Annotated in this window: 16 protein-coding genes; 9 read left to right on the top strand and 7 right to left on the bottom strand. The window is 45.2% G+C overall.

Annotation, left to right across the window (positions count from 1 at the left end):
* Positions 1-239: 239 nt before the first annotated feature.
* The 4 genes from IM479_RS21455 to IM479_RS21440 form a co-directional block, all read right to left on the bottom strand.
* Entirely contained in the window at positions 240-488 is a 249-nt protein-coding gene (locus IM479_RS21455; RefSeq protein WP_024969916.1) for a hypothetical protein, read from the bottom strand.
* A 3-nt stretch (positions 489-491) separates the two neighbouring features.
* Positions 492-683, bottom strand: a complete 192-nt coding sequence (locus tag IM479_RS21450) for a hypothetical protein (protein ID WP_149107175.1) — start codon at positions 681-683, stop codon at positions 492-494.
* A 185-nt stretch (positions 684-868) separates the two neighbouring features.
* Positions 869-2626 carry a caspase family protein gene (locus IM479_RS21445; RefSeq protein WP_235194900.1) on the bottom strand — a complete coding sequence of 586 codons (1758 nt, stop codon included), beginning with the start codon at positions 2624-2626 and terminating at the stop codon, positions 869-871.
* Between the two features lie 9 nt (positions 2627-2635).
* Positions 2636-3166 carry a hypothetical protein gene (locus IM479_RS21440; protein ID WP_024969919.1) on the bottom strand — a complete coding sequence of 177 codons (531 nt, stop codon included), beginning with the start codon at positions 3164-3166 and terminating at the stop codon, positions 2636-2638.
* Positions 3167-3251: 85 nt separating this feature from the next.
* Here IM479_RS21440 and IM479_RS21435 point away from each other — a divergent pair, with 85 nt between their 5' ends.
* Positions 3252-4043 (top strand): hypothetical protein, encoded by a 792-nt coding sequence (locus tag IM479_RS21435; RefSeq protein ID WP_287684999.1) that lies wholly within the window; start codon positions 3252-3254, stop codon positions 4041-4043.
* A 67-nt stretch (positions 4044-4110) separates the two neighbouring features.
* Here the strand turns inward: IM479_RS21435 and IM479_RS21430 are convergent, their stop codons facing one another.
* Positions 4111-5079 (bottom strand): phosphate ABC transporter substrate-binding protein, encoded by a 969-nt coding sequence (locus IM479_RS21430; RefSeq protein WP_287685000.1) that lies wholly within the window; start codon positions 5077-5079, stop codon positions 4111-4113.
* Positions 5080-5344: 265 nt separating this feature from the next.
* Here IM479_RS21430 and gpmI point away from each other — a divergent pair, with 265 nt between their 5' ends.
* From gpmI to IM479_RS21405, 5 genes are all read left to right on the top strand, one after another.
* Positions 5345-6943: a 2,3-bisphosphoglycerate-independent phosphoglycerate mutase gene (gene gpmI, locus IM479_RS21425; protein ID WP_287685001.1), complete on the top strand. Its 1599-nt coding sequence runs from the start codon at positions 5345-5347 to the stop codon at positions 6941-6943.
* 29 nt (positions 6944-6972) lie between these two features.
* Positions 6973-7230: a hypothetical protein gene (locus IM479_RS21420; protein ID WP_002736285.1), complete on the top strand. Its 258-nt coding sequence runs from the start codon at positions 6973-6975 to the stop codon at positions 7228-7230.
* Positions 7214-7555, top strand: a complete 342-nt coding sequence (locus tag IM479_RS21415; protein ID WP_287685002.1) for a type II toxin-antitoxin system RelE/ParE family toxin — start codon at positions 7214-7216, stop codon at positions 7553-7555. Before IM479_RS21420 ends, IM479_RS21415 begins: the two co-directional genes overlap by 17 nt.
* A gap of 67 nt (positions 7556-7622) precedes the next feature.
* Positions 7623-7856 carry a preprotein translocase subunit SecG gene (secG, locus tag IM479_RS21410; protein WP_002736485.1) on the top strand — a complete coding sequence of 78 codons (234 nt, stop codon included), beginning with the start codon at positions 7623-7625 and terminating at the stop codon, positions 7854-7856.
* The gene (locus IM479_RS21405) at positions 7857-8573 is read left to right on the top strand and encodes a peptidase (protein WP_287685003.1); all 717 of its coding nucleotides are present in this window, start codon (positions 7857-7859) and stop codon (positions 8571-8573) included.
* Between the two features lie 261 nt (positions 8574-8834).
* On the opposite strand, the gene IM479_RS21400 is transcribed toward IM479_RS21405, so the two are convergent.
* Together IM479_RS21400 and IM479_RS21395 are read right to left on the bottom strand one after the other, a co-directional pair.
* Positions 8835-9044 carry a hypothetical protein gene (locus IM479_RS21400; protein WP_002761322.1) on the bottom strand — a complete coding sequence of 70 codons (210 nt, stop codon included), beginning with the start codon at positions 9042-9044 and terminating at the stop codon, positions 8835-8837.
* Between the two features lie 43 nt (positions 9045-9087).
* A complete protein-coding gene (locus tag IM479_RS21395; RefSeq protein ID WP_287685004.1) occupies positions 9088-9390 on the bottom strand; it encodes a hypothetical protein in 303 nt (100 codons plus the stop codon).
* A 321-nt stretch (positions 9391-9711) separates the two neighbouring features.
* Between IM479_RS21395 and IM479_RS21390 the strand changes: the two genes are divergently transcribed.
* Genes IM479_RS21390 through IM479_RS21380 form a run of 3 tightly spaced genes read left to right on the top strand, consistent with a single transcriptional unit; the run spans position 9712 to position 13546 of the window.
* Entirely contained in the window at positions 9712-11673 is a 1962-nt protein-coding gene (locus IM479_RS21390) for a serine protease (protein WP_287685005.1), read from the top strand.
* Positions 11670-12410: a FlgD immunoglobulin-like domain containing protein gene (locus IM479_RS21385; RefSeq protein WP_287685006.1), complete on the top strand. Its 741-nt coding sequence runs from the start codon at positions 11670-11672 to the stop codon at positions 12408-12410. The genes IM479_RS21390 and IM479_RS21385 overlap by 4 nt, the downstream gene beginning before the upstream one ends.
* The gene (locus IM479_RS21380) at positions 12407-13546 is read left to right on the top strand and encodes a hypothetical protein (protein ID WP_287685007.1); all 1140 of its coding nucleotides are present in this window, start codon (positions 12407-12409) and stop codon (positions 13544-13546) included. Before IM479_RS21385 ends, IM479_RS21380 begins: the two co-directional genes overlap by 4 nt.
* The last annotated feature ends 223 nt before the right edge of the window (positions 13547-13769 follow it).

Raw genomic sequence — 13769 nt, 5'->3', positions numbered from 1 at the left:
TGATTGTTTTCGCCACGACCCCGGCGACTGTTCGAGTTTTGTCAGGGAGATTATGGTGGTGACCCTTGCTACGAAGCGGTCTTTTCCGACCAAGGTTGGGACGGTCTACCACCTCTCTCAATATACAAGGTTGGGTTGAACAGAGTGAAACCCAACAATTATAGGCTTTGTGTTGGGTTTCGTGCCTCAACCCAACCTACTACTACTACTGAACCAGAGAACAAAGAATCATCATAACATTATTGATCATCTGGCAAAGCTAAAATTTCATCCCCAATTAAATCAGATAAATTTTCGGTATGAACGTGCAAGTGAGTAATTGAGCCTATTAATTCTGCCAAAATATCCCCTTTTTGGTCATCAGTTAGGCTTGGTAATTTAAGCTGACTTAGTAAGAATAAAACCGCCTCGCATTCTTCACCTAATTCAGATAATAGAGTGGCCAAGGTAGAGTTGACTTTCAAGGGTTTTTCAGTGTTTGAAATCATTGCTTATTTTCCTCTGTTTAATCGCTTTTCTGCTCTAGATAAACTTTTTTCTAAACCTTTAATTTCTCTTTCCCAGTAATTAATTAAGTTTTTATCGGGGGATTCTTTTTGTTTCTCATTGGCAATTTTTTGATGATGGTTCAGAATTTGATAACGAATGCTTTCAACAGATTTACGAAATTTCTTTTTTGACAAGTATTTACTCCTAACTTGCGCTGGTTAATATCTATCGTAATTATAAACCATAGATTATGTAGGGGAAAATGGCATTTACCCTCCTGGGGTGACGGTGACAGGTATCGAATCGCTGAACCCCTGATAACCTCGTGTGGAAACGATGTAGGATCGGAGTTTGAAAAAACTGCGAAACGCTTTATAGGCTACAATTCACAACGCGCGGCGAGATAGATGTTCGGACGTGCAGAAGCTGACTGATGATATGATCCAGGAATCCGCTCGGGTGCCGCAATCCCTACAATATAACAAGTCCACAAGAACAGCCACAACCCACTATTAATCATCCACACATTCCCTAGTATATTACTAGAGAAGACATCAATTTCTTTCCCATTAAACTGGTACACTCTCGTAAACCAGTACACTCGTTTTACTCGTTTACCACCGCGGTACACTTTATCGCCACCGAAAGAAAGGAAACACACAAAAATCAACCAAATTAACACAGCACTACAAATCAAAAACCCAGCAACATTAAAACCACGAAATAAACCTTGACCCAAACCTAAAAACCACAACCGCCACGAGACAAACCAACCCCATGGGAGATGTCCTCGGGGGGCCATAGATGCTGCATCTGTATTCCAAGTTAAATCAGAATAATTTTTCCAGTTTTCATCTCTTCGCCAGCCCACCAAATTCCCAAAACGCCAATCATAAGCTCCATCATCTAAAGCTTGTTGATAGCTACCGAAGGGTTTTCCAGTTTGCTTATAGATCGCTAATTGCACCGAAAAGCCAAATTTACCATCGGAAGCGACTAACCATTCTCGATCCATCATTCGCAAATCTTCACAGGAAAACTTATTGGCTGAGTTTTCATCGATCCATCCTTCTTTTTGGCGGTTAGCCGCCGCCAGCATTAGATCCGCCGTTTTCTGATCGGCTTCTTTCCATTTCTTTTGCGATAGTAGTTCCCGTAAAGGCGTATAATCCACGCCAGTGCTTGAGGAGATGAGGAGCGATCGCGGTTGGTTCGAGGGTGTTGATTGTTCTGGTTTTTGCGGCGTAACTACGGCGACAGTCGGTTTAGGGCTGGGTTGCGGTAATGGTGTAGCAACGGGAGAATTAATAACTTTAGGGGACACATTAAACGAGAATTCCCCGATTAAAGAAGACGAATTCCAAGGGACTTGATAATTATTCGTGCTTTTAGCCACCTCTGCGCGAACTTTCCGCAACATAATGTCCACATCGGTCGGATCTTTAATATGTTTCAACAAAAAAGACGTAAATAAACCATTTCGTCCCTTGCCATCGTCCGCTACCTTGCCTGGAGCCGTGGCGAAGGCGATTAAAGACCCCGTTGCTGTCTGCACCGCCGTTAACCCCCGACTGAGCGATCGCTTAAACCCGCGAAACGGATTATCCCGACAGGCATCTAAAATCACGATATTGACCGCATTTTCCGCCTCGTCCATCCTGCCCAAAATCTTACCTAACGGAACAGCATCACTTTTAACATCTGGCTCAACCTTGATTAGCCCATTATTCACCGGAATTAAGTAATTTTCTCCCTCTATCTGCATTCCATGACCCGCATAGTAAAACAAACCGACCGACCCTTGAGTCATTTGACGGGTAAAGCGATCGATCGCCTCATCCATTTGCCGTTTTGTGGCATCCTTCAGCAAAATCACCTCAAATCCCAACTCTTTCAACACCGCATTCATATCAGTCGCGTCATTCAACGGTGTGCCGAGTTTGCCGACTTCATAATTTGCGTTACCGATGACGAGGGCGATGCGCCTCTGCTGTTGATTTGTCGGTTGCGTTTGGGCGATCGCTTGATTTATGCTCTTAAACGGCAAAAATTTGACCCTTTCAGGAGAAATCGAGAGCGCGGCAGGTAGGATCGTTGTGGCGATCGCTAAATAACCTATAAGTTTAAAACGAGACATAGACATAGACTAGGGTTTAGGCATGGTAAAGGTTTCCACCGTCATCGTTCGAGGCGAATCAAAACTAATTTTCGAGATCACGCGCACTTTATTGTTATTACTCAAGAGCTTTTTTAGCTCCTCCGGATTTTCAATCCCGTTTAAATTTAAATTAGCCAACCGAGGCGGGTTTTGCAGGTTTAACACCGACACCGAAATCCCCGACCAAGTTTTGATAAAACCTCGGATGCGGGCAGGAAGACGTTGCCCCTCAATCCAGATATCTCCTCCCTGAAATGCGATCGCCTTAACTTGTGTCAACGGAACCTTTTCCGAATAACCCCCAGCCGAAAGCGTCAAACTTGTTTGATTAAAAGCTGTTAATTGCCCCGTCAGAGAAGCCCCCTGTTTCCTTGTCACCGTCGCCTTATCCGGCACCGCCACTTCTAAAACTGTTCCCTGACTCCGCGCGGAACCCTGCCACCCGGCCCAATGCCCCTCACTCGCCACCCCCAGCCACAGCAAAGCGAAAATACTCCCCTGCAAAATAGTCTTCTTCACCGGATTAACCCCTCTATATCCAGATAAATAAGAAATGATAGAATCCTAACACCTCTTTTCTGCGCTCACAACTAGGCTGTTTGTCATGGCTGAACCCCAGACCACCCCCGAATACAATCCCCTCGGCAAACTCCTCGGTGTGCTGGCTTTGTTAGCCGCCGGCCTGTACTTTACCGGATGGACTTATCGCTGGACTTACTTCAGTTTTTTTCAACTCGAAGTCACTACCCTTAACCTGCCAGGCGAATCCTTTTATCTTGCCGCCTTCCAAACCTTTTTCGGGGAACCCCTCGCCTTCCTGAGAACCATTCTCGTTTTGGGTGTGACAGTCTTAGCTATTCTCGTCACCCTGCACTGGGGCCAAAAATGGGGCAGTAAATACCTGCGAAGATTGCCCTTTACTTTCAATGAAGCCCAGACAAAGATTCTTAACTTTTTCGCCTCTCTGCTGAATGAGCTAATTATCGTCCTCTTTATCCTCACCGCCCTCTTTTGGCTGGCCCGTTGGCAAGCACAAGCCGATGCTTGGAAAGATGCCGTCAACGAAACCTCTTCACTGCCCGTCGTCACCCTTCTGATGTCCAAAAATGCCGCTTTAGGACGCAAACTCGATAACCCCCTCGATAACCCAACTGACTTGCGGATCATCGGCGATCGCAAAGCCTACGATCTCCTCCTCGGTCAAGAACTCACCGACCTGAGCAATTCTAACAAACCCAGAGTTTGGCGACTTCTCCTCAAACAAGACGGTTATGCCTATATTTTCCCCGCCTTACCGAAAAAAGCTCCCCGGTTGACCATTCCCGTGGCGATCGTTTATGAAAAAGATAATGGTGTTCAGCTAACCATTCTCAATGCCTCCCCGTCTCCACGGTAAAATAGACAATGCTCACCCTAGTCATGCAAGGCGTAAAATTTCTCAGATTTTCGGACATTCTCGCTAACTACTTTTGTAGGTCTTCATTGGCCCGAAAAATCGCTTCTTGACCACCACTAGAGGTCACAAAACCCATAAAAGCTTTGACCGCTTCACTAGCAGGTTCTTTGTAAACGTAGTAAAGGGTACGCTGCCAGGGATAATTAGGTTCACTGGGTAAAATTCCCTCAATAGCGATCGCCCTGACGGTTTTTTGGTTGGCAATTTGGCTATAGGTGGCGTAACTAATGCCATTCAGTCCCAAAACTCGCAAAATCGGGGTCGTTGCATCCCTCACCATCATTTGAAAATTAGTTCCTGTACCAAATTCTGCCCCTTGCAGGACTTCCTGACGAAAACTTTGATAAGTGCCACTAATGGGAGGACGATTAATCACTTGAATAGTAGCAGTAGAACCGCCCACCTCCGACCAAGAAGTGATTTTTCCGGTAAAAATATCTTTAACTTGGGCAGTGGTTAACCCTCCCGCAAAGGGGTTTTTTACTCCCACCACAATAGCGATCGCATCTCGAAAGATCGGACTAGAAGCCAGTCCCTGAGAGCGTTCCGACTCGGTTAAAGGTCGTGACACCGCCGCAATATCGATCGCCCCCCGGGCTACTTCCTCTAATCCCATATCAGATCCTTGAGCATTTGTCAAGACCTCTACCCCCTGAAATTTGGCAGTTAAAGCGGCTTTTAAGGCTTGATTAATCTGTACCATACTGGTAGCGCCGTTAATGCGAATTGTCGTGCCACTGGGGATAGAAGTCGGTGGGGCAAAACTGACCACTCCCTGGGGTGAGGGGGGAGGAGGTAAGGGAGAGGAGGTGCTTCCCGATGTTGGGGGTTTTTGCGGACTTTTGCCGCTGCCACAGAGAAAGAATTCTTGACCCGCGGCACATTGACTTTGCAGCCAGAAGTAACCCCCACCTAAAATGCTCGCAGTGGCTAAAAGAGCGATTATTAAAGCAGTTGTTTCGTTTTTTTGAGACATAATTATTCAGTGAGCGGTGATCAGTTAGGGGATTTGGGGAGATGGGGATTTGGGGAGATGGGGATTTGGGGAGATGGGGAGATTTCAGCTAAATTCCCCACCCCCCCCACTACCCCAACACCTAACACCTAACACCCCACTACCTCACTACCCCATCATTTGCTGACATTAGGGGGTCGATCGCCTCCACATCGGTGATCAATGGAAGTTTCGATGATATTATCTTAGTGCATGGAAATCCACTCTTGATTTAGGACTGTATATCATGACCCACGCACCTATATCCCCAGTCGTGCTGGTTATCCTTGATGGTTGGGGTTATCGCCCGCAAAGGTCGGATAATGCGATCGCAATGGCGAAAACCCCGATTATGGATAGTCTCTGGGAAGTGTATCCCCACACCTTAATCCGCACCTCCGCTAAGGATGTAGGCCTACCAGAAGGACAGATGGGCAACTCGGAAGTTGGCCACCTGAATATCGGAGCGGGGCGGGTTGTACCACAAGAATTAGTACGAATTTCCGATGCGATCGAAGATGGTTCGATTCAACAAAATCAGGCTTTATTAAAACTCTGCGGGGAGATTCGCCCCAAAAAAAGCAAATTACACCTAATTGGTTTATGTTCTGAGGGGGGAGTCCATTCCCATCTCGCTCACTTACTGGGATTATTAGACTTAGCGAAAGTGCAAGGGATTAGCGATGTCTGCATTCATGTCATCACCGATGGTCGCGATACCAATGTCACCGACGGGATGCTCGCTATTAAACGGATTCAAGAACATATTAATAAAATCAGTCTCGGTCGCATGGTGACTCTCAGTGGGCGTTATTATGCCATGGATCGGGATCACCGTTGGGATCGGGTCGAAAAAGCTTATAACGTTATGACCAGTGATCAAGGTATTGACGGGCGATCGATCACGGAAGTATTACAGGCATTTTATGACCAAAATATTACCGATGAATTTATTCCCCCCACTAGGATTGCACCGGGGGCGATCGAAGCGGGCGATGGGGTGATATTCTATAATTTCCGTCCCGATCGAGCTAGACAGTTATGTTATGCCCTGACTATGCCCGATTTTGAAGATTTCGATCGAGATTTAATTTCTCCGCTTAGTTTTGTCACTTTCACCCAATACGATCCGAAATTACCGGTAGATGTGGCCTTTGCTCCCCAGAATTTAAATAATATCTTAGGACAGGTGATCGCTCAACAGGGATTAAAACAATTTCGTTGTGCAGAAACCGAAAAATATCCCCACGTCACCTACTTTTTTAATGGGGGGTTAGAAAAACCCTTTGAGGGAGAAGTGCGCGAATTAATTCCTAGTCCGAAAGTCGCCACCTATGACCAAGCTCCGGCCATGTCGGCAGCCGCGGTGACAGCAGCGGTCTCTGCGGCGATCGAACAGGGGATCTATGGTCTCGTGGTAGTCAATTACGCTAACCCCGATATGGTGGGTCATACGGGCATTTTAGACGCGGCCATGAAAGCAGTGGAAACGGTGGATCTATGCTTGGCTAAGTTGTTAAGTAGCATCAATAAATTGGGGGGAACAGTGTTAATCACCGCGGACCACGGTAACGCTGAAACGATGGTGGATGAGTCGGGTAATCCTTGGACGGCCCACACGACTAATCCCGTTCCTTTAATTTTAATTGAAGGGGAAGGGAGAAAAATACCGGGCCACGGTGGCGATGTGCAGCTGCGGGATGATGGTCGTTTAGCCGATATTGCCCCCACTATCCTCGAAATTCTCCAAATTCCCGTCCCAGTAGAAATGACTGGGCGATCGCTGATTAAACCGGCCGAGGTGGAAATTAAAGCTAGTCGCACTCCCGTCCGAATCTCGCTTTAACAGGTAAAAAGTCAATAAAGGGGAATTTTATGCTGAAAACCATCGAAGGTGTTTATCGAGATGGACAAATACACCTAACCGAGTTACCCAATGATATTAGCGATCGCTCACAAGTGCTGGTGACTTTTCTCGATCAAATCGATCCTAGTAAGCTCAGACAACTGATGGAGTATTTAGAGAGCATCGAGGGGATTCAGCAAGGTTTCGAGGAGATAAACTCCGGTAAAACCCGTCCTCTTGCCGATTTTGCCCAAGAAATGGCCGAAAAATATGGTATTTCAGGTTGAAATTACCGCAACTGCCACGGCACAGATCGAAAAAGCCTATCGCTGGTATCGAGGTTATAATGCCGAGTTTGCTGACCGTTGGTTTCGAGGATTAATGAATGCTATTGCGACTCTGCAAGAGAAACCAACTCGTTGTGCTTTAGCGCTCGAACAGAGGATTTTTCTACCCAAAGAAGTCCGACAACTTTTTTATGGGAAAGGTAAAAATGTCTATCGAGTGCTTTTTACAATTAGAGATAGTACGGTTTATGTGTTATATGTTCGCCATAGCGCCCAAGCACCACTAACAGTTGAGGATATAGAGGATGAAGAGGACCCTAGTTGATAACTAATTCAAAGCTGACTGCTTGATAACTGCTATACTTTGTAATGGAAAATAGAGAGTAATGATCATGACAGTGGTGCTGGTAGTACAGATTATTTGGGCGCTGGCGGCGGCCTTTCTGGCGATTTTGGTGTTATTACACAGTCCCAAAGGTGATGGTATTGGCGGTATTGGCGGCCAATCACAGATTTTTACCAGCGCAAAAACAGCGGAAAAAACCTTAAATCAGGTGACTTGGGCGTTGGGGACGGTATTTATCACCCTAACTATTGTACTGAGCGCCGGCTGGTTAAATCGCTAAATGCTGAGAGGTCGGTTCTCTTTTCTAGGACTCGCAGCCTTGGCGAGTCTTTTGCTGTTTTCCTATTCTTTGATCGCCGACAGTCGAGCGCTACCAGAGTTAAAAACCCATCCTTTACCCGCTAATTTAGCCCAATGGCAAGAGCAAAACCAGTCCGGGGATTATTTTGATGCCGTGGAAATCAGTCCCGTGGGGGCATTGATTTGGTCGCAATTTCCCGTGAAGATTTACGTTCAAAGCGATCGCAGTTCTTGGCTGAGTTTGGTACAACAGGCGATCGCTGAATGGGGGCAGTATTTGCCGATCGAGTTGGTAAATCGGGCAGAATTGGCCGATATCCTCATTAAACAGGAGTTACCGCCGTCGGGAGTCCGTTTTAATGCCGAAACGGGTAAGTTAGAACTGCCTCGGGTGCGTTCTGCCATAACACAATACGAGATTTTTGTCAAGGAAAATCGCTTAACTCATCGGATGAGTATCCAGATTAGTCCTAATTTAGCCGATCAGTCGGCTTTAGCGGCAGTGCGTCACGAATTAGGTCACGCTTTGGGAATTTGGGGTCATAGTCCCCTGGAGACGGATGTGATGTATTTCGCTCAAACTAGAGATATTGCCCCGATTTCTAGCCGGGATATTAACACTTTAAAAAAGGTTTATCAGCAGCCAACTAAGTTAGGTTGGCAGATGGATAAGCTAGGGTATCTAATGCCTGAATAGGTAAATATTGCTCTTCAGTCGGTTCTGCTATTAAAAAGTATAAGTTATGGATATACTTAGTATAACTGACTAAGATCCAGAAGATTAACCATCGCTTAAACCTCTATTTCCTCTAGCCATGTTTTAATCGCACTGATTAACTTGGGTTGCTGGGGAGGGGTGTTGCTGACTCAAGCTATGAATGCCAACTGTGCATCCTATCCAAAAGTTAGTTTAGCTCTAGGTTTTAAAAACCCCACACAAGAAGATTCCTATTGCAAATCAGCAACCCCAATCTTTGCCACCCTCGACAACTAAGCCAATACTAGAAACATATTGTACGGGTTTGCCTAACATTAAGGGATCTATTTCTCCCCAATCGTAAGGTTCATAATCTTCTAAACGAGATAGTTCGCTATCTAACCAATCATCTCTAGGGGCTGTTTTTTCCGAGGGATTGGGCTGTTTCAGGGAGTCTAAGGGTTTAGTCATGGGGAAAAAATGTCCTATACACAAACATTTTACCCACTATTGACTAACTTTTTAGTTCATCTACACCTCTATTTCCTCTAGCCATGTCTGAATCACGCTGATTAAGTTGGGTTGTTGGGGTTTGAAATATTTGTTTGAGTAATTGTTTCGCTTCTTCTCTTTCTTCGTCTGATAAATAATCTTTTCCTTTGACACTGGAAAGATAGCTTTTGCTATTGCCGACAGCTTGAATATAACGCTGTTTTCCCTGATTAAAAATCTCTGTAAATCTCTGATGTTGCTGCCTTTGAATTTCGTTAGGTTGATTCATTATAAGTATAAGTAAGTAGGTGTTAAAAGTTGTCAAACACCCCCCTTATCAAGGGGGGCAGGGGGGATCGACACCCCCCTTATGGACTTGCGCTTTGATAATGTACCTTTTGGGCGAACGCAGTTCGCCCCTACATTGTGGACAAAATCCGTTACTGTAGGGGCGCAAAGCTTGCGCCCTCCGATCGATTGGGATATTATTCCCACGCAAGTCCCTTATCAAGGTAGCAGGGGGGATCAGAGGTAAAATCTATCTTCAATGTAATTATAACTACTTACTTAACCGACTAAGATGCAGCAATGTTCCTGACTCCATTGCTATCTGTTAACCTATAGATGGAATATTTTCAATCAGCTTATGAAAGTGGTGCGGCTGGCTTTGGTGTTAACTTTGGCATTGATGATTATGCCGCCGACAACAGTGGCACAAACACTAGAGCAGTTATGGCAACAGGGTGAAACCGCTCAAGCGCAAAAAAAATACCCGGAAGCCGAAAGAATCTGGCGACAAATTATTCAGCTTGAGCCTAACAGTGCTGTGGCTTTTAGCAATCTCTGCGCTGCGCTATTCCGTCAAAATAAGTTAGACGAAGCACTGATTTTCTGTCAAAAAGCTCTCGCTCTCGACCCAAAACTTCCAGAAACCTACAAAAATATAGGTAATGTCCTATATTTCCAGAAAAAACTGACAGAAGCCGAGGAAATGTACCGTAGGGCGATCGCTCTTGATGATAAGTATGTCGATGCCTACAACAATCTCGGTATCGTGCTGAGGGCCCAGAAAAAACTGAAGGAAGCGGAGGAAATGTACCGTAGGGCGATCGCTCTTGATGATCAGTATGTCTTTGCCTACTACAATCTCGGTATCGTGCTGTATGACCAGAAAAAACTGACGGAAGCCGAGGAAATGTACCGTAGGGCGCTCGCTCTTGATGATAAGTATGTCTATGCCTACAACAATCTCGGTAACGTGCTGTATGAGCAGAAAAAACTGACGGAAGCGGAGGAAATGTACCGTAGGGCGCTCGCTCTTGATGATAAGTATGTCTATGCCTACAACGGTCTCGGTAACGTGCTGAGGAACCAGAAAAAACTGACGGAAGCCGAGGAAATGTACCGTCGGGCGCTCGCTCTTGATGATAAGTTTGTCTATGCCTACAACGGTCTCGGTATCGTGCTGTCTGACCAGAAAAAACTGACGGAAGCCGAGGAAATGTACCGTCGGGCGCTCGCTCTTGATGATAAGTATGTCAATGCCTACAACAATCTCGGTAACGTGCTGAGGGAACAGAAAAAACTGACAGAAGCCGAGGAAATGTACCGTCGGGCGCTCGCTCTTGATGATAAGTATGTCAATGCCTACAACGGTCTCGGTGCCGTGCTGTATGACCAGAAAAAACTGACGGAAGCGATCGAAATGTACCGCAAGGCTTTAAGTTTACCCGATGATACCTCTGCCACCCCGACTACCGTTCACACCCTTGGCCATAATAATTTGGGTCGGCTCCTACAGGAACAGGGCAAGCTAGAGGCAGCGATCGCTGAGTTCGAGAAGGCGACAAAAATCGATCCGAAGTTTGAATTTGCCAGCAATAACCTGCAAGAGGCCCGGCGCTTGTTATCCTTGCAGCAACAACCGGAGCAGATCATCGCTTTGAATAATACTAAATATCTACCCCAAGAGGCTCCCCTCACCCGGATCAAGCGATCGATCGTTAAAATCAGTGTGGTCTTTACCGGTAACGCCAAGGGGACTGCCTACGGTACGGGTTATGTGGTCAAACGCCAGGGAACAACGGTGTGGATTATCACTAATCGTCATGTGGTGGTTGATCGCGACACGGAACAGAGGGGCGATAATCTGGAAGTGGAACCCTATTACGGCGAAAATCTACCCAACCTGCCGCGCGATCGTGTAGTGGCTAAAATAATTCACATCACCCAACCCCAAGAAAACTTGGATTTAGCCTTGCTGGAAGTCACGAGTTTACCAGACGATATCAGTCCTTTAACCTTTCATCAAGGCGAAATTGCCGCAAAAACACGGATTTCTATCATCGGACATCCTGAATCAAAAGATTGGTCGAGCTACGAGGCGATTACCATTGGTATTCACCCTAGTAGCGGCAATTTATTAATCGGTGTGAGTCTGGGAGTTGGCGCTTCTGGTAGTCCAGTATTCGATCGGGAAATGCGGGTGATCGGATTGATGTTTAGGACGATTAGCGAGTCCCAAATCGATTCTTCCGGTTTCGGTTTGGCTTACCCAATCGATCGAGTTCTCCAAAAATTAGCTCAATGGCAGGTAATTGTACCATGAAAAAATCATTTATTGTCCTCAACTTAACAATTCTTAGTCTTATTTTAGTCTCGCTCTTCCCTCCTATTCAAGCTCAAAACTGTGGGACAGGAAATACTAGATCTAGCAACTATATCCAGAGAGATAATGATAAGCGCTGTGAGGGAATAGCTCCGATCGATATTGCCGGCAGTTTTAGTCTTATTTCCCTTTCTATCGGCCGGATTCGGGAGATGACTGACTCCCTAAAGTTGGAAGTGCCTAGTCGTAATAACCGAGCGCCGAAAGTGATAGTGCGTTCTGTGCTAAAAAATTATCAACTCGATCCCCTCACCTTGCGTCCCCAAGGTTCTCGCTATCAATTTAAATGGTCTAACTATGTTATTGATCGCGAAGATATCGCCCTTGAAAGTCTGCGGGCCACGGCCTCTATCAGTGATGGTAAATTGATCTATTTGCCAGTTATTTTTAATCAGGCAACAACCTACGATATCGTCCTTTTTGCTAATGTGCGTAGCCAGATCAAAGAATTACAAATTCTCCAGAACAACAAGGTTATCTATGAGACTTCTCGCCCTAACTGGCAACCAAAAGGAGAAATTTTCTTTACTTGGGATGGGCGTACTTCTGATGGTAAACTGGCTAAGGCGGGATTGTACGAATTGCGAGTCAAAGCTTTATTAGAACAAGATGATGCTCCTCCCAGAAATGCCCCGATTAATATAACTTTTGAACATAATCCCCAGTGGCTAAAATGAAGTCCAAGCATCTCTTAAAAAGTTTCTGCCGATGGCTCAAGAAAAATCAAAAGTTTACGATAGTTTTCCTAGCTACGCTCTCCCTAGTTTTCCTGTCGATTTTTGGGGGAATTATCCCAGTTAAACAAAACTTTGAAGGCAATTTATTGGTAAAAAGTTTTAGTTTTACCTGTCAAGAAAACGAAAGTTTATTGCTCAAAGATGTCGATAATCTTTCCCAGATAGACCTATCGGGACTGAAAAAATTTACCCTCGCTGGCACCTTTAGCAGTCTTGCCGAACCCGAACTCGATAAACGAGAGCGACTAGAAATTGAATCAATCCGAGAAAATAGCACTTTAACAATTACTCCGACGGCGGATTTTATCCTGCAAGAACTCCGTTTACAAAAGGAAACTAGAGTAAAAAATCTCAAATACGCTCCTTTTAATAATCTTTTGGCTTTTAGTTTGCAGCCAAATTCTCAACCAGTAAATTTATCATTTAATCCTAGCGGCAACCCGATTAAAATAACTCTTTCTGGTTATAAAATTGCTAATTTACCCCTAAAAAAAGAGGATATTCCCCTCGAATTTAATCTCAGTACCACCGAATTTCAATTAGAAATACAACAAGCGATCGATGTTAATTTACAACTTGCTCAAGATCAAGAACAGCCTATTTTTTGGCGCAATATTAAAGTTAATAATGTTAGATTTGAGAGACCGATTATCACCGGTAATAATGTGAGAGATGACTTAGTGGAATCGACAATTATTTCCGGTAATATCCGGATGGCTCAACAGGATCTTAAGCTAGAAGAAAACCAATTCCTGATCGTCGAGAAACCGGGAGTAGAGATATTAAATCAGATAAAAATTATCCCAAAGGATACCAACCAAAACATCAAACTAAAAACCACGGGGGAAAACTTGCAGATTACCGAAGCATCACAAGGTTTAGAAGTGAGCGTTTCCGGCAATACCAACAGCATCCAAGTGGGGTTAAATCCGCGACTACCGATCGCCCAAATTCAAGGCAGTTTTTTATCGCGTTATCTTGGTAGCGAGGCGATCGTGGCGATAATTTCCTTTTCTGGCGGTTTGATTGTTTCCTTGCTTTCGTGGTTATTTGATAATTTTGCCGCTTCTCCCTAAAAACTAACGTCCCGCTCGCTAAACTGCCAAATTGTTGACATCCTCGCCGCCGTAAAACGGACGGCGATTCCTCACCACGCCACTTTTTTAGGGTGGTCGCGTCAACAGGGTTGACGCAGATAGCGAAAAACGCTTAATTGCTTAAGTCTGACACTTTCGACCCGTCCGTTTTGAGTGTCCGAATGCCCTCCGGCCACTTTGAACAAGTCGAAAAAATCCAATG

The organism is Microcystis sp. M165S2 (genome assembly GCF_020245885.1).
GTDB lineage: Bacteria > Cyanobacteriota > Cyanobacteriia > Cyanobacteriales > Microcystaceae > Microcystis.
This window is presented reverse-complemented; position numbering and strand designations above follow the sequence as displayed.

Coding starts and splice junctions, on each gene's coding strand:
- IM479_RS21390 (WP_287685005.1), top strand. CDS start 9,712: ATGAAAGTGGTGCGGCTGGCTTTGGTGTTAACTTTGGCATTGATGATT.
- secG (WP_002736485.1), top strand. CDS start 7,623: ATGACAGTGGTGCTGGTAGTACAGATTATTTGGGCGCTGGCGGCGGCC.
- IM479_RS21445 (WP_235194900.1), bottom strand. CDS start 2,626: ATGTCTCGTTTTAAACTTATAGGTTATTTAGCGATCGCCACAACGATC.
- IM479_RS21420 (WP_002736285.1), top strand. CDS start 6,973: ATGCTGAAAACCATCGAAGGTGTTTATCGAGATGGACAAATACACCTA.
- IM479_RS21435 (WP_287684999.1), top strand. CDS start 3,252: ATGGCTGAACCCCAGACCACCCCCGAATACAATCCCCTCGGCAAACTC.
- IM479_RS21415 (WP_287685002.1), top strand. CDS start 7,214: ATGGTATTTCAGGTTGAAATTACCGCAACTGCCACGGCACAGATCGAA.
- IM479_RS21385 (WP_287685006.1), top strand. CDS start 11,670: ATGAAAAAATCATTTATTGTCCTCAACTTAACAATTCTTAGTCTTATT.
- gpmI (WP_287685001.1), top strand. CDS start 5,345: ATGACCCACGCACCTATATCCCCAGTCGTGCTGGTTATCCTTGATGGT.
- IM479_RS21430 (WP_287685000.1), bottom strand. CDS start 5,079: ATGTCTCAAAAAAACGAAACAACTGCTTTAATAATCGCTCTTTTAGCC.
- IM479_RS21455 (WP_024969916.1), bottom strand. CDS start 488: ATGATTTCAAACACTGAAAAACCCTTGAAAGTCAACTCTACCTTGGCC.
- IM479_RS21400 (WP_002761322.1), bottom strand. CDS start 9,044: ATGACTAAACCCTTAGACTCCCTGAAACAGCCCAATCCCTCGGAAAAA.
- IM479_RS21405 (WP_287685003.1), top strand. CDS start 7,857: ATGCTGAGAGGTCGGTTCTCTTTTCTAGGACTCGCAGCCTTGGCGAGT.
- IM479_RS21380 (WP_287685007.1), top strand. CDS start 12,407: ATGAAGTCCAAGCATCTCTTAAAAAGTTTCTGCCGATGGCTCAAGAAA.